The sequence below is a fragment of the Vibrio sp. M60_M70 genome (genome assembly GCF_037162085.1).
In the GTDB taxonomy this organism is placed as follows: Bacteria; Pseudomonadota; Gammaproteobacteria; order Enterobacterales; family Vibrionaceae; genus Vibrio; species Vibrio diabolicus.
The window spans coordinates 1,338,399-1,364,277 of the sequence record NZ_JARLUL010000002.1; the positions used below are offsets into that span (position 1 = coordinate 1,338,399).

Consider the following 25,879-nt stretch of genomic DNA (forward strand, 5'->3'; position numbering starts at 1 on the left):
TAAGACGGTAGTCGGGCACGCTAACGTAGAACACTAGTCACTGATTGCTCATTTCTAAAACGACTATAATCTTCAGCTAATAACTGGTGTTGATATCGAGTGTAAGACAGCGCCTCATTGGAGATTAATATCTGATGCTCTTTCTCTATTAACTGACTTTGCAGTTTTTCAATCTGTTCATTCTGCTGTGTGTTATTGAGGTACAGCGCGACGAGACCAAAGACCGAAACCATTAAAAGAGCAATAAGAACATTATTGATAGTTTTAACTTGAATACGCATGACCTCTCCTTGTCTATTAATAGACTTCCCACTATGAAAAGAACGTCTACAGACTAAGAGCGCTAGGCTCTAAAACGCATTGAAGCCCATTGAGGTTGTTTTTCCAATTATAGGCGATAGGAGACAAAATAAGAAAAAAGCTGAAGAATTTGAATATCCTTGTGAATTCGAAAGGCAATAGCAGCGAGCAATGATCTACTCGCTGCTGGTACATCAACTTAGAAATGCAGGCCGAGCTGAAACTTGCTCATACCAACGCGCAATGTTTGGTGCAGTAGTAAACACATCGATTTCTAGGCCTTTAATTGCAAAACCAATCAAAATAAAGCCTGTAATATCGACGATAGTAAAATGGTCAGCGGCAATGAACTCGCTTTCACCAAGTCGCTTATCTAACAACGGTAAAAACTCTTGCACGCGTTGCTTGGACTCTTCGCCCCACTCTTTAACACAACGCTCTCTATCTTCATAGATAGCTGTGATGTTTCTAAATGCTTGAAAAGCAGCATACAGACCTTGAAACTCCACCACGCGATGCCACATTTCCACTTGCGCGCGCTCAAGTTGGTTTGCCCCAAACAGAGCTAAATTATTTTCAAACGCTTCATCCAGATAACGACAAATTGCGACGCTCTCACAAATCGTCGTACCATCTTCAAGCTCAAGCAATGGCACTTTTCCATTGACGCTTTTTTGCTTGAAATCTTCCGCTAGATTTTCGCCGTCACGCACATTTAAAGCGATGCGTTCAACATCGCCACCAATTTCCTTTAAAAAATGCTAACTCGCTTACAACTTGGAGTTATCGCAGTTTCGTAGAGCTTCATTTTATATCCTTTTTTCTTTTTCTAACCGATTGGTTAGGATATACTGTAGCCAGTTTATAAACGATCAGTCAAGAACTTCATTTCCCAAAAGTTGTTCAATAAGTTTAGGAGTGGTTTGAGAAAAACCGCTCAGGTAGGTACGCATATGGCAAGAAAAGCCAACTTCGATCGAGAAGAAAAACTATTAGTCGCTATGGACGTTTTTTGGCGTAAAGGTTTCGCTAATACATCCATTTCTGATCTCACCGACGAGTTGAACATCAACCGCTTCAGTCTTTACAACACCTATGGTGACAAGCAACAGCTCTACTACGAAGCGCTCGATACCTACTTAAAAAAGGTCTCGCTACCGTCACTGAATGATTTGGAACAAGACGACGCGTCTTTACCTGAATTGGAATCGTTCCTTAAATCTTTTGCTGAGCTGCAACGCAAACGCAACTGTGGGTGTTTTATTCAAAATGCGTTGATTGAGCACGCTGGTGAAGACGATGACGTACTGCGCAAAGGGCATTTTTTGTTTGACCATCTTATCGACATCATTGCAGATGCGTTGACCAATGCGCAAAAAGAAACCTTAGTGCCGAAAACGCTGAAACCAGAAGAGCTCGCTCGTTTCGTTCTCAACAACATGCAAGGTATGCGCGTACTTGGCAAAGCCAAACGTTATGCAGACTTGGATACGGCGCTTTCCTGCTTGCTGGTTTTAATTAGGAAGTAATATGTCGATTGAAGTGATAGCAGTTCGTCTTACCAAAGGCATGGACTTAAAGCTGAGCCTAGCGAAATTGGTCGAGCAGCATTGTATCAAAGCAGGCTCGATTGCCTCATGCGTTGGCTGTGTCTCTGACCTCAATCTTCGTTTGGCAGGTGCAGAGTGTACGTTAACCAAACAAGAGCCATTTGAAATCGTCTCTGTGATGGGAACACTGACGCCTGAACATCAGCACGTTCATATCTCGGTGTCTGATCGTGATGGACGAGTCTGGGGCGGGCATTTAATGGAAGGCACGGTTATAGACACCACCGCAGAATTGATCATCCATTCTTATCCAGAACTTGAGTTTACCAGAGCGATGGACGACTCGACTGGCTATACCGAGCTACAAGTGAATTCTTGCAAATAGTCAAAAGCTCCAGAGCCACACTGTGCTGTCTCTGGAGCCTTATTCGCTTGTCTCTTACGCCAATAATTTATTCATATCGAGCAAGCTAATTTCGAGGATCATTCTTCGACTAAGTAACAAACCTGATTATCGTCGACCGTTACTTGCCACGTTTTTAGACAGTGCGCTTCGTCTTCCAAACACTGCCCGCTCTTTAGGCTGAAATGCTGTTTGTACAGTGGTGACGCAACACACATCTCACCATCAATATCGCCGACAATCCCTCGACTCATCACGTAAGCCTTGCCTATTGGGTCCCAATCTTGAACGGCGTAAACACCGCTATCAGGAATGTAGAATAACGCGACATGCTCGCCTTCAATCAACACAGTGGCACCGATGAACGGCATTAGGTCATCAAACTGACACAATTTCACTTTGGTTAAAGCTGCCATTTACACCTCCTGTTTCACCGGAATACGCTGACCGCGCACACGTTGGTACGGCAAGACTTTGCTGCCCGACGTGCTGTTCAAGAAAGGACGGAAGCGCTGCAGTTTTTGAGGATTATCCAACGTACTCTTCCACTCACACTGATAGGTATCTACGACTCGTGCCATTTGCTCATCCAATGAATCACATAGATTCAGAGAGTCATCCAAAATCACTTGTTTAAGGTAGTCTAAGCCCCCTTCCATGTTCTCCATCCACACTGACGTACGCTGCAAGCGATCTGCGGTGCTGACGTAGAACATCAATACTCGGTCAATCATGGTGATCAACTCTGATTTGGATAAGTCGGATGCAAACAAATCAGCGTGTCTTGGTCTCATGCCGCCATTACCACAAACGTATAGATTCCAGCCGTTTTCGGTGGCGATCACCCCAATGTCTTTACTTTGCGCTTCTGCACACTCGCGAGTACAGCCCGATACGGCAAACTTAAGCTTATGGGGCGCTCGCAATCCTTTGTAGCGGTTCTCTAACTCAATGGCTAATCCAACTGAATCATCAACACCATAACGACACCACGTAGAACCGACGCACGATTTCACGGTGCGCACCGATTTACCGTAGGCGTGCCCTGTTTCAAAACCAGCATCAATTAAGGTTTGCCAGATTTCAGGAAGCTGTTCTAACTGCGCGCCAAATAAATCCACGCGCTGACCGCCAGTGATCTTGGTGTACAGATCGTATTGCTGAGCGACTTCACCAAGTACGATGAGTTTGTCTGGTGTAATTTCGCCCCCGGAAAAACGAGGTACAATCGAGTAAGAGCCGTCTTTTTGCAGGTTTGCCATAAAAGCATCGTTAGAATCTTGTAGAGATTGATGCTGTGGCTCCATGATGTGTTCATTCCACAAAGAAGCAAACACTGATGCTGCTGTCGGCTTACAGATATCACACCCATGCCCTTTGCCATGCAGTGCGATTAAGGTGTCGAAGTCTTTGATCTGTTCCACTTGGCAAATATGGAACATCTCTTGCCGACTCAGCTCAAAGTGCTCACAAAGGTGGTTGTTAACCTCTACCCCCATGGCTGCCAATTGAGTATCCAATACCGATTTGACCATATTGCTACAGCCACCACAGCCAGTACCTGCTTTGGTGTTGGCTTTAAGGTCCGTCAGGTTGGTGGTGCCAGCTTGTATCTCGGCAACTAAGTCGCCTTTTGTGACGTTGTGACAAGAACAGATGATGGCGCTGTCTGGCATCTCTCCGTCCAGCATTCCGGTATCAAACAGCAGGTTCGCGGCGTGGTCTGGCAGAACCGTTTTGTTCAAATAACACTGTAAGAGCGCATCGTAATCGCTGTTGTCACCGACGAGAATCGCACCAAGCAATTGGGTGCCGCTCGCATCAACTACCAGCTTTTTGTAGATGCCTGCAACCGCATCTTGCAAGACCATTTCTTGTGCGCCTTCGGTCTGCATTTGTGCATCGCCAATAGACGCCACATCCACCCCAAGCAGCTTAAGTTTGGTGCTCATGTCTGCACCTTTAAAACCTTCGCTTGACATACCAGTCAAGACATCGGCAGTAGTTCTCGCCATGGTGTAACCGGGTGCGACCAAACCAAAGATCTTCTGCTCCCAAAGAGCACATTCGCCAATCGCATAAATATTCTCATCGCTGGTTTGGCATTGGTTGTTAATCACAATGCCGCCTCGCTCGCCGACTTCTAGCTCAGCCATTCTTGCCAACTCATCTTGAGGGCGAATGCCTGCGGAAAAGACAATCACATCTACTTCGAGAGGATCTTTGTCTTTAAAAACCATACGATGTTTAGCCGTTTCACCATCGCAGATTCGCTCCGTACCCGTCGAGGTATGTACGGTTAACCCTAGCGCTTCAATCTTCTCTTTTAGCACTAAGCCGGCACCATCATCTAACTGCACGGGCATCAGACGTGGCGCAAATTCAATAACGTGAGTTTCTAACCCCAATAGTTTGAGTGCGTTTGCCGCTTCTAAACCCAACAAGCCACCGCCAATCACTGCGCCCGTTCTTGCGCCTTCACATGCCTTTTTGATTTGTGAAAGATCATCAAGCGTGCGGTAGACAAACACGTTATCGCGGTCTTTACCTTCAATTGGAGGCACAAATGGGTACGAACCGGTCGCGAGCACGAGTTGGTCGTAACCCAGCACATCTTCACCATCAAGCAGAATGCGCTTTTGCTCTCTGTCGATGCCTGTTACTTGGCTGCCAAGTACGAGTTGGATGCCGTGCATGTCGTACCATTCTTGGTTACTCAGCATCAAATCATCATGAGACTTCCCCGCAAACAAAGAGGACAACTGTACACGGTCATACGCGATAAAACGCTCTGCACCAATCACGGTAATTCGGTGCTCCAAATGTGCATTTTTCTGCATCAATTGCTCGACGAGGTGTTGCCCGACCATACCGTTACCTACCACAACAATGTGGCTTAATGCGTTCTTTACTGGAATCGTTAAAGGACTATTCATCACTGCCTCCTTATGCCGTTTGCGCTGCGGTTTTGGGCTTGTCTTCTTTCGAAGCAGGAATCTCGACTTTGGATTGCTTCTCGTAAAGGAACTTCAGCACCGCTTGTCGACACTTCTGATACTGCGCATCATCTGCCAGTGCGACACGCTCACGAGGGCGAGGTAGATTCACTTCTAACACTTCACCAATGGTTGCTGCCGGTCCGTTAGTCATCATCACGATTTTGTCGGATAGCAGCACCGCTTCATCCACGTCATGGGTAATCATGATGACGGTGTTGTTTAGCTCGGCTTGAATCTTCATTAGTGCATCCTGTAAGTGCGCACGTGTTAACGCATCCAACGCGCCAAATGGTTCATCCATCAATAAAACCTTTGGCTGAAGTGCCAGTGCTCTGGCGATGCCGACTCGCTGCTTCATACCACCAGAGATTTCATCCGGCTTTTTGTGCGCGGCATGCTGCATTTGAATCAACTCCAAATAGTGATTCACTTGTTCCTGAATCCACGCTTTGCCCTTTTTGCCGGCAATTTGCTTTACTGCGAGCTCAACGTTTTGATATACGGTGAGCCAAGGCAATAATGAATGGTTTTGGAACACCACTGCGCGGTCTAGTCCCGGTCCAGCTACTTCTCGTCCATCGACGATCACGCCACCGTCTGTTGGCATGTGTAGCCCTGCGACTAAGTTCAATACCGTTGATTTACCGCAACCAGAGTGACCAATCAGCGATACAAACTCGCCTTTATTGATTTGCAAATCGACGTTCTTAAGCGCGATGAACTCACCATCTGGCGTTGGGAATCGCATCCCTAATCGCGTTAGATCTAATAATGCTTTTTCCATGATCTTTTCCCTTATCTCAACGTTTGTTGTTTATTCCAAGAAAGCCACTTTTGAAGTTGCAGCATGCCTCTATCGAGCATCAGACCAATAAAACCAATGGTGATGACTGCCACCATGATGCGACCCAATGATGCTGAACTGCCGTTTTGAAACTCATCCCAAACGAACTTGCCTAACCCAGGGTTCTGCGCGAGCATTTCTGCCGCAATCAACACCATCCAAGCGATACCCAAAGAGAGACGTAAGCCGGTGAAAATCATTGGAATGGCAGAAGGTAAAACGATGGTGCGTATGTGCTGCCACCACGAAAGTTGAAGCACTTTACTCACGTTGATTAAGTCTTTATCAGCGCTCGTTACACCCACAGCGGTATTAATCAGCGTCGGCCATAAGCTACACAGCGCTACGGTGATCAGAGAGTTAATGAACGACTTCGCAAACATCGGGTCATCACTCACATAAGTGGCACTTACCACCATGGTAACGATGGGTAGCCAAGCTAAAGGTGATACGGGCTTGAGCAATTGAATGATTGGGTTGAACGCTTGATACAGCCCTTGATTAAGACCAAGCACGATGCCAAGCGGAATCGCGATGACTGTCGCCAGCAAAAAGCCCGCAGTCACAGTCACTAAGCTTGTTATGATTTGGTCGAAGAACGTCGGTTTACCTGTGTATGGACGAATCTTCACTTCCGCGTCTGGATTCTTCGCTAACTTCGCAGCATTGCGCTTTTCCTGACGCTCGATAAACGCTTGTTCCTTTTCTCGCTCTTGCCAATGGTCATCGACAAGGTTGCTGAACTGCTGAAAAGTTTGCACAGGTCCCGGTAGCGTACCTAATGAGGTTTGCACTTCTCTCGCTGCTAAGTGCCACATTGCCAAAAAGATCAGCAAGCCAATGACGGGCAAAAGCACCAACCGACTTCGGTTCACTACCTGCTTAGCAGGAAATAGGGAAATGACATTACTAGACATACTCACTCCTAAGAAATTTACATCCTTGTTGCCACAAGCGAATCTCCTCGCCTGTGGCGTTTATCGTTATGGTTAAACCTTGTCTTTTCCTTTAAGCCCGATAGAGAACTTCTCTAGATATTTATTTGGCTCGCGACCGTCATAAACGATGTTGTCGATAAAGTGTGTTTGTGGCGCACGGAAACCATCTTCAGCACTGAAATCTGGGAAGTCTTTTTTGCTCAACACACCATCTTCAATTAGCGCTTGAGCCGCTTGTTGGTAGATATCTGGACGGTAAACCTCTTTTGCCACATCCATGTACCAATCATCGGATTTCTCGCTTGAGATCTGTCCCCAGCGACGCATTTGGGTCAGGTACCAAATCGCATCGCTGTAATACGGATAAGTGGCGTTATGACGGAAGAACACGTTGAAGTCTGGCACGTCGCGTTTATCACCTTTCTCGTATTCAAATGTGCCGGTCATTGAGTTAGCGATAACTTCGGCATCGGCTCCCACATACTCGCTTTTTGATAGCATCTTCACTGCTTCTTGGCGGTTGGCATTGTCGTTTTCATCCAACCAATGTGCAGCTCGAATCAAGGCTTTCACTACGCGAATGTGCGTGTTTGGATACTTCTCAGCCCAAGCTTTGGAAACACCAAATACTTTCTCTGGGTTGTTCTTCCAGATTTCGTAGTCGGTCACTACGGGCGTACCAATGCCTTTGAATACGGCTTGTTGGTTCCATGGTTCGCCTACGCAGTACCCTTTGATCGTGCCCGCTTCCATTGTCGCTGGCATTTGTGGTGGCGGTGTAACACTCAAAAGAACGTCAGCATCCAACTGGCCACTGTTGTCACCGGATTCTGGAGCATAAAAGCCTGGATGAATCCCACCTGCCGCTAACCAGTATCGCAACTCATAGTTGTGCGTCGATACAGGGAACACCATACCCATGTTGAACGGTTTACCTTTATCCAGATAGCTGTCCACAACTGGTTTTAAGGCATCCGCTTTGATTGGGTGAACAGGTTTGCCATCTGGTTGTTTTGGAATGTATTGCTTCATCTGCTCCCAAGTATCCTTGGAAACCGTGATTGCGTTGCCGTTCAAATCCATACTGAACGCGGTAATCACTTCCGCTTTTGTGCCGACACCAATCGTTGCGCCCAATGGCTGACCAGCAAGCATGTGTGCGCCAGCAAGCTCACCATCGATGACTCGGTCTAATAGCACCTTCCAGTTTGCTTGCGCTTCTAAAGTGACGTACAAGCCTTCGTCTTCAAAAAAACCTTTCTCATAAGCAACTGCCAGTGGTGCCATATCGGTTAACTTAATAAAACCAAACTTCAGGTCTTCAATCTCTGGCTCCCCCAACTCTGCATTTACGCTGGTCGTGGTGAATACCGATAACGAAATTGCTGACACTTTCAGCATCGAACTCCATTTCATTGGTTTGCTCCCATAAAAAAAGCGCCACTACTCCGAAGAGCAGTAGCGCCGTTGCTAAGTCTACAATTACCGCCGTTGATAATTGAGATAAGCGATTCAACAATAAACCCGTTTTAACTAATCCAAGTACTGTGCCAACTTATTTTCTACTTTAAATACAGCACATTAGAGTCTACCCTCGTAACCAAACAACTGTTTTTGCTTGCTGTTAGTGCAACACGCACCACGGTAGAATTTCTGCCATAACTCCAAAGTAGTAGAGAAGTTAATCCATTAACTGCAATGCCGTAATCAGATTCTTCGCCACTTGTGAGAGCGTTTGACTCGATTGCATGGCGGAGTTTCTTAACGCTTTATAAGCCTGCTCTTCATCAACGCTGTGCATCTTCATCAGCAGACCTTTGGCTTTTTCCACCAGCTTGCGCTCTTCGATCTTATGGGTCAGCAACTCAATTTCCGATTGCATACTTTCGAATTTCGCTCTCACTAATGTCGCATGTTCAATCCAAGGTTGAAGTGCAAACTCACTATCATGTGGCATGAGAACATAGTCCATTTTTTCTGATAACCGATTGATGTCATTCGATGATAACTGCTTTAAGACGATAAGAAGTGGTGCCGATTTTCTGCGGCAGAAATCCACAATTAAACGCAGTTCCGCCGTCGGCTGCTGCCATCCAACAACAACGCGTGCCGATGGTTCTCGCTGCATCAAAGTTTCCAGTTGTGCCAATTGGCAGCCAACGATGTTGTCGTAATCTTTGCTCAACAAGCCGGACAGTCGAGCCTGCTCTTGAAGGCTATCACAGCACACTATGATGGGTGTTTTTGACGTTGATCGAGTCATGCACATTCCTTGTTTATATCTCACTCACTAAGAGAGACATAACAAGGACTGTGCCAATTAAAGTTGAAGCATTTTAACTAGAGGTAAGATGTTCTTTGAAGAAGCCTAGTGTGCGTTCCCACGCGAGCGCCGCTTCTTCTGGTGCGTAGCGTGCCGTTGAGTCGTTATGGAAGCCATGGTTGACGTTTTCATACATTAACGCCTGATATTGCGCATCGTTCGCGATCAATTGCTGCTCATAGGCAGGCCATGTGTCGTTGACGCGCTTATCGAGCCCTGCGAAGTGAATCATCAACGGCCCTTTGACCTGCTTTTGAATCTCTTGCGCCGCCGGTGTTCCGTAGAAAGGCACACCTGCATCGAGCTCATCGGGCATCACTGCTGCAAGCATATTGACAATATAACCACCGAAGCAGAACCCTACCGCCCCCAACCTACCGTTCCCACCCTCGTGCTGTTTGATGAAATTAGCCGCCGCAATAAAGTCTTGCTCAATCTTGGCTCTGTCCATCTCTTTCTGCATGGCGCGACCCTCATCATCATTCCCCGGATAACCACCAAGTGGGTATAGGGCATCTGGGGCAAAAGCAATAAAGCCGTCTTTCGCGAGTCGCCTAGCCACGTCTTTGATATAAGGGTTCAACCCACGATTTTCGTGAACCACTAACACCGTCGGTGATTTTAAGGTCTTCTTCTGTGGCATCACCAAATAGCCGCGCCCTTCTCCATGCCCGTTTGGGGATGGGAAGGTTTCGTAGGTTGCTTTGATGTCAGGATCGTTAAATGAAACTTGTTCTGCCAGTGCGTAATTCGGAGTTAACGCATCGACCAGTACTGTCATGCTAAAGCCAAGCACAGCAAGGCCACCCAGCCTATTTAGAAACTCACGGCGCGAGATTTTTCCGTGGGCGTATTCGTCGTACCAATCGAAGGCTTCTTGCGGGATAGGATGAGAAGCCTTTTGTTTGGGAGGGGTATGCTTTAGAACCATTATCCATGTCCTCTACGTCTTACCATATGTTTATTTCAAACTCTCAGCGGCGAAACGAAGTTGAACGCGACTGATTCTTGAACGGTGGTTTCACCCCTGATAAGGAACGCAGCGGTGAAACACACATTGGCGAGCTAGGATCTTTTACCTTCTTCAAACAATAGATAATGAATTCAGATTCAACAACTTTGCGTCGTTGGTTTTACATTCATTGACAATAGTACGTTATTGCAGGCCGCAATAGGCTTGCCAGTAAGAGAAGGCGCGTTCGAATGCTTTTTCTCTGTCGTGTATTTGTGCAAATAAAACCACTGTCATCGTCGCTAAAACCGTATTCGCCATTTGGTTCATGTCATCTTCTGACGTACCAAACGGGCAATTTACTGGCATTGGCACCTCAGACAGCATTTGCTCCGTCCAGTAGTGCGATGTCACGCCGCTTGTTTGGCTTAACCATACCGTTTGGCTTACTTTCGGGTTGTACTCTGACTCACCCGATTGCCCTTTAAATGACACAACGGCGTGAGCGGTTTGACCAATCTCATATTCGACTTCAGCATGAAGTTGTTGGAATCCAGGATGGAAGCTACCACGAATACCGACGGTCGCCTGCCCCGGGTTCAGTGCTCGAACCACGGTATTAATCGGCGTTCTAAGCCCATAACGATTCTTCCAACCAATCATGGTTTCTGCTTGAGGTGCAAACGAACTCAGCGGCAGATACACAATGTTTTGTGTTTCCAACACACGCTTCGCGTCTTCTGCTGATTCCGCTTTGTTGATATCAAACTTGTCGAGGTAATCTTCTGCGTGTAAACGACCAGATTGACGATCGTGATAGCCGTGCATCAGCACTTTATGACCATTATCGGCGAGAATCTTCGCTGCCAACAGGTGCCAAGGCTGACCTGCCGCTTCACGTTTGCCTGCATAACATGGCCAGTCAATGTCTGCACCAATAGCAGGCATGCGGGATTGTAATGCTTTCACAAAGCCTGCGATTTCTTGTTGAGTCTCGTTCTGTACGCGGATCAGCATCAATAACATCGCCATCTGATCGTCGTCGCACTCTCCGTTTAGGTATTCATCCATAACTCGAAACGCTTGGTCAAAGTTCAGTGGTTTTCGTCCACGTTCACCACGACCGACTGTTCTGATACACTCCAAAATGCTGCTCATATTCCCTCGTATTCCGTCACTGACTGTACGGTTTCTATTAGTTGTTCGCGCAGTTTGACAACTTCTCCCATCACAATCAATGCTGGGCTCACGCCCTTAAGTGTAATCGATAAATCATTGAGCTGATTGAGCTGTGTAACGTGCACTTGTTGTTGAGGGCTACAACCATGAGTGATGATCGCGACAGGGAAATCTGCTCTCAAACCAGAGTTGATTAAACCCGTTTGTATTTGCGATGACTTTTCTAAACCCATATAGAAGACTAACGTTTGTCCGCTTTGCATCAATTGGCTCCACGCTTCAAATGCGCCTGTTACCACTTGCCCTGTAACAAAGGTAACGCTACGAGCAACGCCACGATGAGTCAGCGGAATCAAGCTGTTTGCTGAACATCCAATCGCAGCAGTAATACCGGGGATGACTTCGTAAGCGATTGAGTGTTTGACGAGTGCTAACGCCTCTTCGCCTCCACGGCCAAATACGAAAGGATCTCCCCCTTTTAAGCGTACAACTCGCTTTCCTTGCTGAGCGAGCGATACCATCAAGTCACAAATTTCTTCCTGACCAACACTAGGTTGTCCGCATCGTTTGCCCACGTAAATCCAATCGGCTTGTGGCGAAGCCAACTCCAAAATATCTTTGTTAACCAAACGGTCGTACAGCAGAACCTCTGCCGACATAATCGCTTTCACTGCCTTCACGGTTAACAAGTCTGGATCGTGCGGTCCTGCTCCGACAATAGAGACAAAACCTTTGTGGTTCGCATCTAGATCTTCGGAGTGATTTTCTAAAAGTTGGTTCAGTTTGCTTGCTTGGTCATGCTTAGAAAAGCGAGACGAGCGTTCTTGACTCTGGTCCGCTTGTCCTTTCTTAAACCAAGACTTTTGATAAGGCGCTTCCATGTGCTTATCCTCTTTATGACTTACTTTATTTGAATCGCCAGACTTTGCTGGTTCGCTTGCAGTTTGCCCTTTTGATGCAGATGGCTGTCGAGCATTTGTTTGATTTGAGAAACGCACGAACCACAGTTGGTACCGCATTTGAGTTTGTTTTGAAGTTGGGTCAGTGAAGTGCAGTCTTGTTTCTCCATCGCGTCATGTATCTGTTTATCAGTAACACGGAAACAACTACAGACCAGTTTGGCACTGCTTTGCGATTGAGTGATGGTAAGCAGTTGCGATAGCTCCATCGGCTTACCAATCAAGCCGGTAAAGTTGGTGTAGTCGGTTTGAATCGGTTCACTAGACACCACCAAAACAGAACGAATGATACGAACGTCTCCAACAAGGTCGTAATCCACCGCTAGCCAACCTAGGGCAATATCTATCGTAATCCTGCGACTCTTTTCCGTTCGACAAAAACTCTGCTTTTTTGGTCGTTTATCGTGTGCAAAGCGCCAGATGCCCAAATTACTTTCTGCTTGAAATGCGCTGTAGAGAAACTTGCCAGAATCAAACTGTGTACCGATAAACATACCGTAGGTTTTTACCGCCGCGTCTTGCACTTCAACATAAGACGACTTAAACGCAGGCTGCCCAGAAATAGGGTCTTTTACGCTGTTTACTATCGCGTTAACACTGCTTTCACCTCCATATCGACCAGCCCAGTGCATTGACATAAACAGCTCCTGAAACCCCAAACCTTCATCAATGGCAACTTTGGCATAAATACCAGTGTTTGAAGTAGGCTGGAACAGCTTGATGAGCTGTCCGGCTTTTAAGCGATTTTGAGTGGCGGAGAGTGTGTTCATGTACACGGTTGGCTCTAACTCAGAGGCGGCAAGGTGTGCGATATGCCCTGTACGCGTCATGGTATGCCATTGGTCGCGTTGTCTACCCGTATTGAGCCACCAGCCTTTTGCTCTCTCTAAGCGTTGAGGCAATTCACTGGTCACGACAAAACGCGCTTTACCATCTGGGTGCGAATAGATTCCATCAGCAAAAGGGCGCTCTCCTCCCCATTGTGTCGGCACCCACTCTTCGTATTCTTGCTCAGTTAAGTTCGCGTATTCAGATAGGTTGAGCTTCAATGGCGAATCAGCATTCATGCCTGTCATCGCCGCATATTCCCTGAATACCGCCCGCTCAGAAGTAAACGCAAAGCCATTTTGTGTCTTTTCCAATGCACACAGAGCTTGTCCGACTTGGCTTATCGCCCACCAATCCGATTTTGCTTCTCCCGGAGGTGTTTGAAACTGCCGTTGACGAGACATTCTACGTTCAGAGTTAGTCACCATCCCTTGCTTTTCACCCCAACCAGCCGCTGGCAGTAGAACATCTGCATATTTAGCAACGTCCGACTCTGCGGTAATATCAGACACAATCACAAAAGGACAAGCCTCTAACGCGCGCTTAACCATCTGATTATCAGGCAAAGAAACCACGGGATTGGTTGCCATGATCCACAGAACTTTAATCTCACCACGTTCTACCGCCTCAAACAGTTCAACGGCTTTTAAACCGGGCTGAGTAGCAATTTCTGGTGAATCCCAAAACGTCTGCACTTGCTTGATAGACTCAGCGTCAAAAGCACGATGAACCGCTAACTGATTGGCCAATCCACCGACTTCTCGCCCACCCATTGCATTCGGTTGACCTGTAATAGAAAACGGCCCGCAACCTGACTTGGCAATTTTACCTGATGCCAAATGTGCATTAATAATGGTATTGCCTTTATCGACACCATTTTCGGCTTGGTTAACCCCTTGGCAAAACAGCGTGATTGCGGTTGGGCTTTGCGCAAACCATTGGAAGAATGTCGTGAGTTTTTCTTCTGAAATACCAATGGAAGACGTTAAGTTAGTGACATCGTAACGCAAATCAGAAACTTCTTCTGCAAGCGCATCAAACCCGTCGGTATGGGAATTTATGTATTCAGAATCAATACATTGCTGCTCGATAAGAAACTTGAGCAGCCCATTAAAAAGTGACACATCCCCATCGTTTTTAATCGGTAGATGCAAATCCGCTTGCTGCGCGGTGACCGTTTCACGCGGGTCAATAACCACTAATTTAAGGTTTGGATTATTCTCTCGCGCTTGCTGAACACGACGGAATAACACGGGATGCGTCCAAGCGGTATTCGCACCGCAGATGATCAACAGCTCGCTATTATCAATATCGTCGTAATTGACAGGAACCACATCTTCGCCAAATGCGCGTACGTGAGCAGCAACCGCCGAAGACATGCATAAACGGGAATTGGTATCGATGTTCGCGCTACCCACGTAACCTTTCATGAGTTTGTTCGCGACGTAGTAATCTTCCGTCAGCAACTGCCCTGAAACATACATCGCGACAGAATCTGGTCCAAACTCCGCTTTCGCTTGATGGATCTCTTGTGCAATTAAGTCTGTGACCGACTGCCATGACACTTCTTTTTCCCTTAGCTTGGGGTAGAGTAACCTTGAAGGCATTTTTAAGCTTTCTGCTAATGCGACACCCTTTACACACAGTGAACCGGAATTGGCCGGATGAAGCGCATCTCCAATAATCTTGTTATTGCTGATTTCAATTCCGCAGCCTACTCCGCAATACGGACAAGTTGTCTTTCTACACCCTTGTGACATAACGCCTCCTGCGCGACTAATCCTAAATTACAGGCAAAAAAAAGCCTCTCCCGAATCGAGAGAGGCAGCAATGCCTTTAACGCTGTTAGTACATTTTCAAAAGTAATACCCTATCCCGCTCTCGCCTGCTATAGAGAGCGGCGCATCGAGTTAACGATGAACATTTATCTCAAAGCAAACGAGGTGCCAAGATTGAAAATCTTTAATTTACAAAACGTTAGAATGTAAACAACTATTGCAAAGTAATACCGCGCACTGATTGAGTGCAAGTTTCGTTCATTATCGTGCAGGGTTACTTTACTAATTCCATGACCAATCTAGACTCTTCGTCACCGAAATAATGCGCTTCTTCTTTTAAGACTTTGAAGCCAAGGGACAGGTACAAAGACAATGCAGGCTGATTATTCGGATCGACCGTCAACTTCACACTTGAGCCCAACTTCAACGGCGCGATGGCACTTTCAATCAGAGAACGCGCAATACCCTTACCACGATGTTGAGTATCGACAGCCAGTGACATGATCCAATATTGCTGTGCATTTGTGCTTGTCGTCAGCAAAATATACCCTGCGACTTGCTCCCCCTCTTTCGCCACTAGTAAGCTTTCCCCCCAACAATCAAAAGCTTGCCGAAAGAAAAATTGAGGATAGGCATGTTCTCCAAATAAAGTATTTTCAAGCGTATACACAGCCAATAAGTCGTCTTTATGTGCAGACAGAATGTCCATTCAATGATTCCTCCTTTAACATTTGTGGCGGCAGTATATACCTAAAACTCATCTAAATGCAGGACTCATAGACCTGCCACTTGCTAGCCCTCCAATATGCACCATGGCTCATTAAGTAAGAGCAAGCTTCTTTAGCATATACATCCATGATTAAGTTTTAACCACAAAATCAAAAACCACCCATTAGTAAAAATTTGAAATATAACACCAATTTATTGCTTAAGTTTTAGATTAAAATTCTAGTTTTTAAAAAAATTCATAGTTTGATAAGTTACAACCACCCCTTATCTTCAGCATGATTCACCACACTTCCGATGTGATAACAAACACCAAAACCTATACCATTCTCCGCATTATTATTTTTATAAAAGCGAGTTTTAAGTGAAAGAATCTCGAAATGCGTTAAATTCCAGTGAATTAAACACAACAACATCTTGGTCAAAACACGATACACATTGGGTCCTTAGTCTGTTTGGAACAGCCGTTGGTGCAGGCATTCTATTTCTGCCGATCAACCTTGGTATTGGCGGGTTTTGGCCGTTAGTCGCAATGGCTGTGCTTGCTTTCCCAATGACTTATCTTGCCCACCGTGGTTTAGCTCGCTTTGTACTGTCCTCCAAGATCAAAAATGCAGACTTTACTGATGTAGTAGAAGAGCACTTTGGCGCAAAAGCGGGTCGCTCTATTTCACTGCTGTATTTTCTTTCGATCTTCCCGATCCTGTTAATTTACGGTGTCGGTATTACCAATACCGTAGACAGTTTTATGGTTAACCAAGCTGATATGGCTTCTTTGCCTCGCCCTCTGCTTTCAGGTGCACTAGTGTTTGCATTAATTGCCATTATGATGGCGGGCGAAAAAGTCATGCTACGGGCTTTTGCCATTATGGTTTACCCATTAGTGGCTATTCTTGCCTTTCTTTCATTTTACTTGATACCAAACTGGACCATGCCAATCATGGACGCCCCTGAAGCGTCTGCTTTTGCTAGCACTATGTGGTTAGCGGTTCCTGTGGTTATTTTCTCGTTTAGTCACGCAGCTGCGATTTCAAGCTTTGCAAATGTGCAACGTCGCCATTATGGCGATCAAGCGGATGCGAAATCCGAAGTAATTCTTCGACGCACTAGCATCATGTTAATTGCGTTTGTGCTTATTTTTGTCTTTTCGTGTGTATTAGCGCTGTCACCAGAGCAATTGGCTCAAGCTAAAGAACAAAACGTGTCGGTGCTGTCTTATTTAGCCAATGCAACAGACAACCCATTTATCGCAACGCTTGGTCCTTTGGTGGCTTTTGTTGCTATCACTTCCTCTTTTCTTGGGCACTTTTTAGGTGCACGCGAAAGCTTAAATGGTTTAATTGCTAAACACTCTAAACTGTCTGAAAAGCGAGTTGATCGTATCAGCGTTGCAGTACTTTTCTTTTCAATCTGGGCAGCAGCGATCATGAACCCAAGCATTCTTGGTATGATGGAAGCGTTGTCAGGGCCTGTTATCGCGATGATCTTATTTATTATGCCAATGTTAGCGGTATACAAAATCGATGCATTGAAACAATATCGTGGGAATAGCTCAACTTACTTTGTTTTAACTGCGGGCATTGTAGCGGTAAGTGCATTGGTTTTTAGCTTCTTCAGCTAAAAAGTAGTTATTAGGTTGGATTTTCAGGGGAATACCTTATACGAGATTAAGGTGATTCCCTGAATTTTCTTACTTTTAAGCGGGTAACCATCGTTACCATTGACTCTTAGATAAGAGCAAAAACGCCCGCAATCATAAGTACTGAAGCGATACAAGTGCGGCCAATAATACCGAAGTGTGAAGGTTGAATCATTTCATTATGCATAGTTAATCTCCTGTTTATTATAAAAGCCATTTTTTATTGGCTTAATAACACTATGTCTAATATCGAGTTTTTTAACAACCCATACAAACATTAAATATTTATGACAGAAAGATAATTTTTTAGCGAACCAGCCATCTTTCGAGATGCGAATCGCACCGACTAAATGATGAAACTTACACCACTAACAATGTTCGACACACTAGATTCGTCGCACTGTTTATCTTGTCGTTAAATCAATCTTTCCACTTTTGAACAGATTTATCATTATAAATCATAATATTAGCCTCACCTTTCGCGAAACTTTCTTCACAAGCCGTTTGTAACTCGGAATCCATCCGCACTTAGCCAATAAGAAGTGATAGACTTACCTAGTATTAGGGTTAAACGAGATTACATTTTATTAATAAGCTCATGCACTTTCCGATTAAAACGCTAACTTGCGCGCTGTTCTCAGTACTTGGATTCTTCTTCCATCCAACCCATGTACTTGCCAACACAGAAAAACAGAGCTATCTGGAAGAACACATTTCTCCTCAAAGCAGCTCCATGCTCAATCTCTATTTTCGTTCAATGGGTAAGCCGCGCTCAATTGAAGAAGATGAATTAGTTGCGCCACAGAATGCGTCAGCGGAATCTCTTGCGCTTTATTACTTTGCGCGCCTATACCTAAAGCGCTACGAAGGCGTTCCGCTGCCCAAAGATATGCCTGATTTAATTGAGTTTGGGACAGAGCATAATTTACCGTGGGTAGTCGCTGAAGCACAGCTTAATAAAGCGGTAACCATGATTGAACTAGACGACAATTGGAATGCAGAACTTATACTCCATGACATCATCGCTGAAGCCCGCGATCTCGGCTATTTAGCGCTAGAAGGAAGAGCATATCGCTGGCTAGGGAACTTAGAGGTTTCACGGAATCAACTACGTAGCGGACTCAAGTATTACCGAACCGCCTATGAGTTGTTGGAGAGAACCGTGTTTGAAATGCAAGTTGCCATGACGCTGAATAACATCGGTACCGTCTATATCGATGCATCCGATTGGGCTCGCGCCAGTAGCTACCTTACGCAAGCACTCGATACCTATTTAAACAGCGAATATCAATATGACAACAGCCTTTTCATTGGGGTTATCTACGCAAACTTAAGTATTGTTCACTTAAGCAGTGGAGATAGCGAAAAGGCAGAATACTATTTTAATGAAGCAATCCGACTCTCAATGCAAACGGGGTCAGACGTCATCAAACACTATTCATTATCCAGCTTCTCACAAATGTTAAGTTCGATAGGGAAAATTGATGAAGCGTTGATGGTTGCACAGCGTTGCGTAGCTCTCCCTATCACGGGAAACTTAGAGGCGAAGAAAATGCCTTGTTATGAAGCATATGCAGAAGCATACCTCGCAGATGAACAATACGATAAAGCTATTTCGACAGCTATCAACGTACTTGAGCAAACTAAATCAACCGATGAGCTAGAAATACGACAGCGCATTGATATGCTGTCGGTCCTAGTAAACGCGAATCAAACCCTTAATAATTTTGAAGCGGCTTTTCGTTACTTAACTCAATTAAGAGAGCTAGAAGCTGAATTTTCTCATCATATTCACGGCGAAGAGATGATTAACATTAAGTTTGACCTCGAAGCTAAGTTAGCTCAGAAAGAACTCAAGCTACTAGAAACGACAAATGCGTTGCAAGCCTCAGAGCTGCGCTCACAACGCTATAGAGAAATGTTCTACTTTATCGCTATCGCAGCGATTGGTGTCGTTGGCTTTCGTTACGTACTGCGCGTTAGGCGTATTAATAAGGCACTCACTCAAGAAAATACTACCGATCCATTAACTCAATTGCACAACCGTCGCTACCTTCCCATTTGGCTGGATAAAATGGCTCGTAGAAGCCCAGATAGAACGTTTGCCTTAGCCGTATTAGATATCGATCATTTTAAAACGTTTAACGATGAATATGGGCATGATATTGGCGACAAGATGTTAATTCATATTGCCAGGTTATTTAATGAATCGACTCGCTCTGGGGACCTACTCATCCGTTGGGGTGGAGAGGAGTTTGTCTTATTATTTGAAGTAAACAGAACTGAAGATTGCGCTAAATTCTTGGATCGATTGAGATATATCGTGGAAAACACGCCACTAGTGGTTGACTCTAAGTCATTAAACGCGACAATTTCTCTCGGGGCTGTCGACAGACTGTCCGTAAAAACTATTCAACAAGAATGGGATCAATGGTTTTTCTTCGCAGATCAAGCTTTGTATGACGCAAAGCAAGCAGGAAGAAATCGCTTCGTTATTCACCCGACGTCATAAGAGCAAAATGAAAAAAATCCTAACCATCGCTATTTTTGCGCCTGCACTTCTCACTGCGTGTAGTAACCATCAAGCCTCTCAACTGGGAATGCGCAGCAGCAGTGTTAACGTATATGCCCAACAAATGAGTAACACTCAGTTGTGCGAGACCCTCTACTACAACCGTGCAACCAACCAAACCAAAGTTGCGATTGGCGCTGAGTTTAACCGACGTGGTTTAAACAAGAAGTGGTGTGATAGTGAGTTCAATAAGCTATACATCAAAAAGTGGATTGATAACGTGTTACCCAAAGAAAAGGCCAAACCGAAGAAACCAATGGCGACAATTCAACCAGCTTCAACTAAATAATCCTTCCTCTCAAAGCAGACAGTACGACCGTATTTTCTGCTTTTTACTTTTCATACGTGCGCTATTCGACATTAAAAAACCCTATAGTTTCAGTGAATTAACACTGACTCATGTTGTTCGTCGAACTTTTTATGTAAACAAGTTGTAAATGGTTTTCGTCCTTATTCTTTGTCGTTAGGTTTGTTTATTCCTGTTAGAGGAATATGAAACAGAAGCTAAAAAATTCCAAACAAAGACATGAGGTCAAAAATGGAAATACGCATTAACCGCCTATTTGCTGCTATGTTGGCAGTAGGCATTGCACCTGCCGTCTCGGCGTTTGATCCACTCTATTCTGAACAATGGCACTTAGACAACACAGGGCAAACTGCTTTTGCTGCTAACCCAGCTGTTGCTGGGAACGACCTAAACACCAAGCTCACTCAAGCAATGGGTATTGCGGGTATTGGTGTAAAAGTCGCGGTCATTGATTCTGGAGTGCAGATCGATCACCCAGATCTTGCAGGTAATATAGTTACAGGTAGCAGAAACTTCGTCGAAGACTCTTCTTTCCCATTAAGTTATCCGGTTGACACCAATGGTCACGGCACTGCTGTCGCCGGTTTGATCAGCGCAGTCGGCAACAATGGTGAAGGTGGACGCGGTGTTGCTTCTCACTCTTCTCTTATTGGTTTTAACTGGTTAGCCAACCAGACATTAGAAGGCTGGCTAATCTCTCACGGCATGGACCCAGCCACACGCGATGTTCGTGTATTTAACCAAAGCTATGGTTTCAGCCCGATCAACCCAATAACTTTTGATGAAAGCGATCCTCAACTTAAACTTGAAATGGACGTGATAAAAAATGTCAGCGAAAGTAACTCATGGGGACGCGGTGCTGTATTTGTTAAGTCAGCCGGCAATGGTTATCGCTATTTCAATGCGGGAAGATTCTTCGTATTACCAAGTAACTTCTTTGCTGGTGGAGACAACCAAGGCTTGCCGATGCACAACTCCGCTCAGTCTTATGACAACGCCAACTATTTTAATTTAATCACCAGTGCACTACGTGCGGATGGCACGCGAGCGAGTTACTCATCGGTGGGATCTAACGTATGGGTTGCCGCACCAGCAGGTGAATATGGGCAAGACTTCCCTGCCATGGTCACCACCGATTTGATGGGTTGTGAAGAAGGGCAAAATACCAGCGACGGACTTGGTATCAATGGCTTACACGGCGGTACGGAGCTAGACCCGAACTGTAACTATACCAGTACAATGAACGGAACCTCATCGGCTGCGCCAAATACGTCCGGTGCCATCGCGGCAATCATGTCCACGAATCATGCACTTTCTGCTCGTGATGTACGTGCTTTGCTAGCAGAGACAGCAAAAGTAACGGATAAAACGCATCCAGGCGTACAACTTGAATTTACTAACCACAAAGGTGAACAGGTTAGCTACGAGGCCATTTCTCCTTGGCAGAAAAACGCCGCAGGCGTAGATTTCCATACTTTTTATGGCTTCGGCGCTGTCGATTTGGATGAAGCAATGCAACGTGCTCGCATGACGAATCGTGTTTTACCGCCTCAAGTTATTACGCCTTGGGTTAATAATGCTAAAGAAGTCAGTGTACCCGATGCGAGTCTGGCTGGCGGTTCATCAAGTATCGCTATTGCCGATGATCTGAAGGTAGAATCCGTTCAAGTGAAATTGACATTAGACCACTCTCGCCTGCCCGACTTAGCTATCGAGCTCGTTTCGCCATCAGGGACTCGTTCCGTTTTGCAAACACCACGTAATGGTCTTGTTGGTCAATCTCTTGACCCAACGATTACTGGCTACAAAGACCAACTAATGTTGTCTAACCAGTTCTATGGCGAAGATGCAAAAGGCGAATGGACATTACGAGCAATCGATACGAATGGCGACGAAGTCTTTTCTTACATTGCATATTTTAACTCTTCAACCATCTATGATGTTCCGATGGCAAACAACACTCAGCCAGGTGTTATTAAGAACTGGTCGATGCGCATCTTTGGACACTAAGGAGTCAATTACATGAAATACATATCATTTTCTATGCTGGCTCTTTCTATGATGACGGCTAGCGCATACGCTGAGCAACAACTCTCTCAACAACCCGCACCTGAACTGTTCGTGCCTTCAGAAGCGGTTGAGATTAATGGCCAAGATTATCGCAAGGTGCAAACGGGTACAGCTAGGATCCTATCCGAAGAAGTAAAACTTCAAGCCGGTGATGAAGTGTTTAAGAATGCATTTAGCAATGTATCCAAGGCCACTGGACTGGTTTACATCACGGTAAACAACCCTAACGAAGCGAAAGCGGTCGCCAAAGAGCTAAAGCTGGAAGTTGTCTTCGCAGAGGGAGAGTCTGCGGTGTTAAAAGCATCTCAAGATCAAGACCTACTGAGCATTAGCGACTATCTAAACGCAGACAGCCGGGTAAAAGCGTCTAAAATTGAACTAAACAGCGGTAAGTACCGTGCACAATAATTCTCTAGCAAGAGAAGTTGGCTGATAAAACCATGCCTCGGCAATTGCTGAGGCATTTTTATAGGTGGGTATAGAAACCCTCTTTTTCTTTTGTAGATTACTACGGAACTAGCATGATATTTAGGTGAGCGTGTCCGGCAACGCCTGTCATTTCTTAAATAAAATAACTTCGGTTCTTAGTTTATCCTGCGTGGTTTCTTGCGGATTATCTAAGTAGCGCTCAATCCCTAATGGACTGGTTTTGGCTTTCATACCACTCTGGCGAACCAAGTTCATCGCTAAAGCCCATGCATTTCCTAAAAACTGATATTCCCCGCGGTGCTCGACGACAAATGTTTCACTCTCAGGTATGGTACCGGAAACCGCTCCCTCTGGCGCAGTTACCGCGTTATCAAGTGGTAAGCAAGTGATAAACTCAAACGTGCATTTCTGCATATCCATCGACTCATAATAACAAAATAACTCGCCGTTCACAGATAAGCCCTTGTCATCAACTATCTGCTTTAACTTGTGAACTTGTTCTTCTATTACCGGACCTAATTCTGGAATGCTGGCCTCGCCTTTTATTCCGATGTAATGAACCTGAGGCTGGGTTCGATTACCAATTTCAACCAAGTCTGAGAGCACTTGTCCGGTTTCAAGTTTGCTTTTGAGCATGCGTAGCCCACGTTGATAATCCATCTCTATCATCGACTTAAACATACTTTTCAAAAAGAACAGATACCAAGGAACACGTGATTGCATTTGCCATTCGACTAAACAACCATCTTGTGACGGCGTCACTATTAAAGTCACCTTTCCGTGACTCTTGATTGGGCGAAAGAAATGAAGCTCCATATCTAACCGATGTTCTTGAGTGCTTTCCAATACAATGGCACCAGTCCCAATACGCTGACCATTCCATTGGTAACCGGCTCCAACGTGACCTTGATTATCGCTGAATGTCAGCTCGCAGCTCGGTTCAAGAATGATCCAAGGTGACCAATCAGGCCAGTTATTAAAATCCTTGAGATAGCCAATAATCTCGCTTTGATTCTTATTAATTTCAATACTTCTGCTGACCTGATAAGAAAGCATAACGGTTCCTCAAGTTTCCGCGTCACTAACTTCAGTCTAATTCAAATTCCAGTTTTTTCTTGTTTGACTGTGGGTTAGACGCACAAAGCTAGGAACAGAATTCCACTTTCGCACTAAAGCGAACACCATCATCGTCCAGTATTAACGCCCATCCCATTCGTTCACATATGCGTTGTACGATAACAAGACCACAACCGTAGCCGGCGTTGTACGTCTCGTTACCATCGTGACGATTCAGGATCTTAAGAGCATGACCTTTCAACTCAATTTCAATATCCCCTACACTATAGCTAAAGGCGTTTTTAATCAGATTGTTGATAACAATGGTCACAAAACTCTCTGGAGCCGTCACTACACCACTATGTTGTTCGTGCAAAGCGTAATTCGAATCTTGCTTGGCAAATAAAGGAGCCAGCTCTTCCAGTTGTTTTTGTAAACAAGTAAGAAGCTGATGCTCTCCGTAATGCTGAGGCTCTATTTTCTCTTTACCGAGCAAGAGAAACGCTTCTGTCAGTACGCGCATGTCTTCACAAGCTGACTGCATTCTCGCGATGGCTTTTTGCGCGACTCGAGGTTGTTCTGGAATACGCGTTAGAATGTCTGTTGAGCCTTTGATCACCATGATTGGCGTTCTCAACTCATGCGATGCAAAACGACTAAATTCTTGTTCTCGTTTGAAATAGCCCGCGATATCGTTTTTATTATCCAGCAAAGTTTGCTCTATTTGGCGTGTCTCACTGAACTTGGTTTCAACTTGGAAAGCGGGTTGATCCGGTGACATTTGGCTGATTTTGTCTTCGATTTGCGCTAGTGGTCGAGACAATATTCGCACCATATAAATGCCATACCCGACCATAACAAATGAAAATAAGCCACCGAGCAGTAGTGTAAACTGATGCAGCGAGCTTTCGTATTCGTCGAGGTAATCATCGGAGTCATCTTGAAACACAATGTACATAAGCCCCTTCCCTGAGGGGTGTTTCAATACGACAAAGTGTTTGTCTTCTTCACCAAGCAGATATTCGTAAAAACCGGGCGAAGTAAAAGATAGCAACCAATCCGGTGTCGGTGCTTCACTCCAATATGAGTTGAACTCCAATACGTTTGGCAATGGCGCATCCCAGCCCTGTTTCTCGAAATTCTCACTATAAAGCGCAGCTTCAGTATCAAGCCAGTGATGTAAACTCAGCACTTCAAGTTTGTTTTCTGCCACATAAATCAGCGACCAAAAAAGAGTAAACATCACAAGCGTCATCACCCCAAAACCCCAACGGATCTTGCGATAAATACTTGGATATTCGTTATGCTTTAAGTCGGTAACCTTGTCCATGAATAGTCTCTAATCGTGATTCTTCAAAACCTTTGTCTAACGCGGTTCTTAAACCATAAATATGGCTACGAAGTGCATCACTTCCGGGTGGTTCGTCTCCCCACACACTATCGATCACTTCTGTGCGCGAAACCGATGCTGGAGCACGTTGGAGAAGTAACTTTAAAATCTTGGTTTGAATTCGGCTCAGCTTAATTTCTTTGTCTTTTCTCGTCACTTTGCCTGTGCGCGCATCTAAACAAATGTCCGCAAACTTGAGCGTGCCAATATCTTGCCTTGGACCGCGATTAGCCAAAGCATGAACACGCAAACTAAGCTCTTCCATCGCAAATGGCTTCATTAAATAGTCATCGCCTCCCGCTTTAAATGCCGCGATTTTGTCATCTAACGTATCTTTTGCGGTTAGGAAGAGGATTGGCGTTCCACAGAGCTGATCTTGTCGAAGTTTCTGTACCGTACTAATGCCATCGAGCTTAGGCATCATGATATCCATGATGATTACATCGTAATGATTATCCTCGATTAACTTCAGTGCGGCCTCACCATGATACGCACAATCGATAATCATGCCTTCAAGCTCAAGATAGTCCGCAATCGTCTCCGAGACATTGTGGTTGTCATCTACAATTAAAATTTTCATAAAAATCACATTTCTTCACGATCTCTTCACGATATGCCCAATAAGATACAGGCAATT

General features: G+C 45.2%; 22 protein-coding genes and 1 pseudogene. 7 read left to right on the forward strand and 16 right to left on the reverse strand.

What is annotated here, in order from left to right; genetic code table 11:
- Window positions 1-20: 20 nt before the first annotated feature.
- Both P4S59_RS21650 and P4S59_RS21655 read right to left on the reverse strand, forming a co-directional pair.
- Window positions 21-281 (reverse strand): hypothetical protein, encoded by a 261-nt coding sequence (locus tag P4S59_RS21650; RefSeq protein ID WP_005395662.1) that lies wholly within the window; start codon window positions 279-281, stop codon window positions 21-23.
- A 213-nt stretch (window positions 282-494) separates the two neighbouring features.
- A pseudogene (locus P4S59_RS21655) lies at window positions 495-1,108 on the reverse strand (glutathione S-transferase N-terminal domain-containing protein).
- A 145-nt stretch (window positions 1,109-1,253) separates the two neighbouring features.
- Here P4S59_RS21655 and P4S59_RS21660 point away from each other — a divergent pair.
- Together P4S59_RS21660 and P4S59_RS21665 are read left to right on the forward strand one after the other, a co-directional pair.
- The gene (locus P4S59_RS21660; RefSeq protein WP_257897831.1) at window positions 1,254-1,829 is read left to right on the forward strand and encodes a TetR/AcrR family transcriptional regulator; all 576 of its coding nucleotides are present in this window, start codon (window positions 1,254-1,256) and stop codon (window positions 1,827-1,829) included.
- 1 nt (window position 1,830) lies between these two features.
- Window positions 1,831-2,235 (forward strand): PPC domain-containing DNA-binding protein, encoded by a 405-nt coding sequence (locus P4S59_RS21665; RefSeq protein WP_337169035.1) that lies wholly within the window; start codon window positions 1,831-1,833, stop codon window positions 2,233-2,235.
- Between the two features lie 98 nt (window positions 2,236-2,333).
- Here the strand turns inward: P4S59_RS21665 and nirD are convergent, their stop codons facing one another.
- From nirD to P4S59_RS21720, 11 genes are all read right to left on the reverse strand, one after another.
- Window positions 2,334-2,669, reverse strand: coding sequence for a nitrite reductase small subunit NirD (nirD, locus tag P4S59_RS21670; RefSeq protein WP_124007993.1), 336 nt, complete (start codon window positions 2,667-2,669; stop codon window positions 2,334-2,336).
- Entirely contained in the window at window positions 2,670-5,189 is a 2,520-nt protein-coding gene (nirB, locus tag P4S59_RS21675) for a nitrite reductase large subunit NirB (RefSeq protein ID WP_337169036.1), read from the reverse strand.
- Between the two features lie 10 nt (window positions 5,190-5,199).
- Complete coding sequence (locus P4S59_RS21680) at window positions 5,200-6,036, reverse strand: ABC transporter ATP-binding protein (RefSeq protein ID WP_337169037.1); 837 nt, start codon at window positions 6,034-6,036, stop codon at window positions 5,200-5,202.
- Window positions 6,037-6,047: 11 nt separating this feature from the next.
- Window positions 6,048-7,013, reverse strand: coding sequence for an ABC transporter permease (locus tag P4S59_RS21685; RefSeq protein ID WP_337169038.1), 966 nt, complete (start codon window positions 7,011-7,013; stop codon window positions 6,048-6,050).
- Window positions 7,014-7,085: 72 nt separating this feature from the next.
- On the reverse strand, window positions 7,086-8,450 hold the full coding sequence (locus tag P4S59_RS21690; protein ID WP_258647700.1) for a CmpA/NrtA family ABC transporter substrate-binding protein: 1,365 nt from the start codon (window positions 8,448-8,450) through the stop codon (window positions 7,086-7,088).
- Window positions 8,451-8,715: 265 nt separating this feature from the next.
- Window positions 8,716-9,297 carry an ANTAR domain-containing response regulator gene (locus P4S59_RS21695; RefSeq protein ID WP_337169039.1) on the reverse strand — a complete coding sequence of 194 codons (582 nt, stop codon included), beginning with the start codon at window positions 9,295-9,297 and terminating at the stop codon, window positions 8,716-8,718.
- Window positions 9,298-9,370: 73 nt separating this feature from the next.
- Complete coding sequence (locus tag P4S59_RS21700; protein ID WP_337169040.1) at window positions 9,371-10,288, reverse strand: dienelactone hydrolase family protein; 918 nt, start codon at window positions 10,286-10,288, stop codon at window positions 9,371-9,373.
- A 225-nt stretch (window positions 10,289-10,513) separates the two neighbouring features.
- A complete protein-coding gene (locus tag P4S59_RS21705; RefSeq protein ID WP_337169041.1) occupies window positions 10,514-11,467 on the reverse strand; it encodes a glycosyl transferase family protein in 954 nt (317 codons plus the stop codon).
- On the reverse strand, window positions 11,464-12,369 hold the full coding sequence (gene cobA, locus P4S59_RS21710) for a uroporphyrinogen-III C-methyltransferase (protein WP_337169042.1): 906 nt from the start codon (window positions 12,367-12,369) through the stop codon (window positions 11,464-11,466). Before cobA ends, P4S59_RS21705 begins: the two co-directional genes overlap by 4 nt.
- Before the next feature lie 20 nt (window positions 12,370-12,389).
- On the reverse strand, window positions 12,390-15,035 hold the full coding sequence (locus tag P4S59_RS21715) for a nitrate reductase (protein ID WP_337169043.1): 2,646 nt from the start codon (window positions 15,033-15,035) through the stop codon (window positions 12,390-12,392).
- 292 nt (window positions 15,036-15,327) lie between these two features.
- Window positions 15,328-15,762 carry a GNAT family N-acetyltransferase gene (locus P4S59_RS21720; RefSeq protein ID WP_005395641.1) on the reverse strand — a complete coding sequence of 145 codons (435 nt, stop codon included), beginning with the start codon at window positions 15,760-15,762 and terminating at the stop codon, window positions 15,328-15,330.
- A 381-nt stretch (window positions 15,763-16,143) separates the two neighbouring features.
- Here P4S59_RS21720 and P4S59_RS21725 point away from each other — a divergent pair, with 381 nt between their 5' ends.
- The 5 genes from P4S59_RS21725 to P4S59_RS21745 all read left to right on the forward strand — a co-directional run bounded on the left by P4S59_RS21725 (window position 16,144) and on the right by P4S59_RS21745 (window position 22,775).
- Window positions 16,144-17,400, forward strand: a complete 1,257-nt coding sequence (locus P4S59_RS21725; protein WP_337169044.1) for an aromatic amino acid transport family protein — start codon at window positions 16,144-16,146, stop codon at window positions 17,398-17,400.
- 616 nt (window positions 17,401-18,016) lie between these two features.
- On the forward strand, window positions 18,017-19,930 hold the full coding sequence (locus P4S59_RS21730; RefSeq protein ID WP_337169045.1) for a tetratricopeptide repeat-containing diguanylate cyclase: 1,914 nt from the start codon (window positions 18,017-18,019) through the stop codon (window positions 19,928-19,930).
- Between the two features lie 7 nt (window positions 19,931-19,937).
- Entirely contained in the window at window positions 19,938-20,279 is a 342-nt protein-coding gene (locus P4S59_RS21735) for a hypothetical protein (RefSeq protein WP_012842508.1), read from the forward strand.
- Between the two features lie 249 nt (window positions 20,280-20,528).
- A complete protein-coding gene (locus P4S59_RS21740) occupies window positions 20,529-22,307 on the forward strand; it encodes a S8 family peptidase (protein WP_046875333.1) in 1,779 nt (592 codons plus the stop codon).
- A gap of 12 nt (window positions 22,308-22,319) precedes the next feature.
- A complete protein-coding gene (locus tag P4S59_RS21745; RefSeq protein ID WP_237308651.1) occupies window positions 22,320-22,775 on the forward strand; it encodes a hypothetical protein in 456 nt (151 codons plus the stop codon).
- A 147-nt stretch (window positions 22,776-22,922) separates the two neighbouring features.
- On the opposite strand, the gene P4S59_RS21750 is transcribed toward P4S59_RS21745, so the two are convergent.
- From P4S59_RS21750 to P4S59_RS21760, 3 genes are all read right to left on the reverse strand, one after another.
- Entirely contained in the window at window positions 22,923-23,852 is a 930-nt protein-coding gene (locus P4S59_RS21750; RefSeq protein ID WP_257889083.1) for an SRPBCC family protein, read from the reverse strand.
- Between the two features lie 88 nt (window positions 23,853-23,940).
- The gene (locus P4S59_RS21755; protein ID WP_114322964.1) at window positions 23,941-25,182 is read right to left on the reverse strand and encodes a sensor histidine kinase; all 1,242 of its coding nucleotides are present in this window, start codon (window positions 25,180-25,182) and stop codon (window positions 23,941-23,943) included.
- Window positions 25,154-25,822 carry a response regulator transcription factor gene (locus tag P4S59_RS21760; protein ID WP_005395631.1) on the reverse strand — a complete coding sequence of 223 codons (669 nt, stop codon included), beginning with the start codon at window positions 25,820-25,822 and terminating at the stop codon, window positions 25,154-25,156. The genes P4S59_RS21755 and P4S59_RS21760 overlap by 29 nt, the downstream gene beginning before the upstream one ends.
- Between the last annotated feature and the right edge of the window lie 57 nt (window positions 25,823-25,879).

Bases quoted from the DNA above. Each gene is read 5' to 3' on its own strand.
- P4S59_RS21650 (WP_005395662.1), bottom strand. From the start codon at position 281: ATGCGTATTCAAGTTAAAACTATCAATAATGTTCTTATTGCTCTTTTA.
- P4S59_RS21660 (WP_257897831.1), top strand. From the start codon at position 1,254: ATGGCAAGAAAAGCCAACTTCGATCGAGAAGAAAAACTATTAGTCGCT.
- P4S59_RS21665 (WP_337169035.1), top strand. From the start codon at position 1,831: ATGTCGATTGAAGTGATAGCAGTTCGTCTTACCAAAGGCATGGACTTA.
- nirD (WP_124007993.1), bottom strand. From the start codon at position 2,669: ATGGCAGCTTTAACCAAAGTGAAATTGTGTCAGTTTGATGACCTAATG.
- nirB (WP_337169036.1), bottom strand. From the start codon at position 5,189: ATGAATAGTCCTTTAACGATTCCAGTAAAGAACGCATTAAGCCACATT.
- P4S59_RS21680 (WP_337169037.1), bottom strand. From the start codon at position 6,036: ATGGAAAAAGCATTATTAGATCTAACGCGATTAGGGATGCGATTCCCA.
- P4S59_RS21685 (WP_337169038.1), bottom strand. From the start codon at position 7,013: ATGTCTAGTAATGTCATTTCCCTATTTCCTGCTAAGCAGGTAGTGAAC.
- P4S59_RS21690 (WP_258647700.1), bottom strand. From the start codon at position 8,450: ATGAAATGGAGTTCGATGCTGAAAGTGTCAGCAATTTCGTTATCGGTA.
- P4S59_RS21695 (WP_337169039.1), bottom strand. From the start codon at position 9,297: ATGACTCGATCAACGTCAAAAACACCCATCATAGTGTGCTGTGATAGC.
- P4S59_RS21700 (WP_337169040.1), bottom strand. From the start codon at position 10,288: ATGGTTCTAAAGCATACCCCTCCCAAACAAAAGGCTTCTCATCCTATC.
- P4S59_RS21705 (WP_337169041.1), bottom strand. From the start codon at position 11,467: ATGAGCAGCATTTTGGAGTGTATCAGAACAGTCGGTCGTGGTGAACGT.
- cobA (WP_337169042.1), bottom strand. From the start codon at position 12,369: ATGGAAGCGCCTTATCAAAAGTCTTGGTTTAAGAAAGGACAAGCGGAC.
- P4S59_RS21715 (WP_337169043.1), bottom strand. From the start codon at position 15,035: ATGTCACAAGGGTGTAGAAAGACAACTTGTCCGTATTGCGGAGTAGGC.
- P4S59_RS21720 (WP_005395641.1), bottom strand. From the start codon at position 15,762: ATGGACATTCTGTCTGCACATAAAGACGACTTATTGGCTGTGTATACG.
- P4S59_RS21730 (WP_337169045.1), top strand. From the start codon at position 18,017: ATGCACTTTCCGATTAAAACGCTAACTTGCGCGCTGTTCTCAGTACTT.
- P4S59_RS21735 (WP_012842508.1), top strand. From the start codon at position 19,938: ATGAAAAAAATCCTAACCATCGCTATTTTTGCGCCTGCACTTCTCACT.
- P4S59_RS21740 (WP_046875333.1), top strand. From the start codon at position 20,529: ATGGAAATACGCATTAACCGCCTATTTGCTGCTATGTTGGCAGTAGGC.
- P4S59_RS21745 (WP_237308651.1), top strand. From the start codon at position 22,320: ATGAAATACATATCATTTTCTATGCTGGCTCTTTCTATGATGACGGCT.
- P4S59_RS21750 (WP_257889083.1), bottom strand. From the start codon at position 23,852: ATGCTTTCTTATCAGGTCAGCAGAAGTATTGAAATTAATAAGAATCAA.
- P4S59_RS21755 (WP_114322964.1), bottom strand. From the start codon at position 25,182: ATGGACAAGGTTACCGACTTAAAGCATAACGAATATCCAAGTATTTAT.
- P4S59_RS21760 (WP_005395631.1), bottom strand. From the start codon at position 25,822: ATGAAAATTTTAATTGTAGATGACAACCACAATGTCTCGGAGACGATT.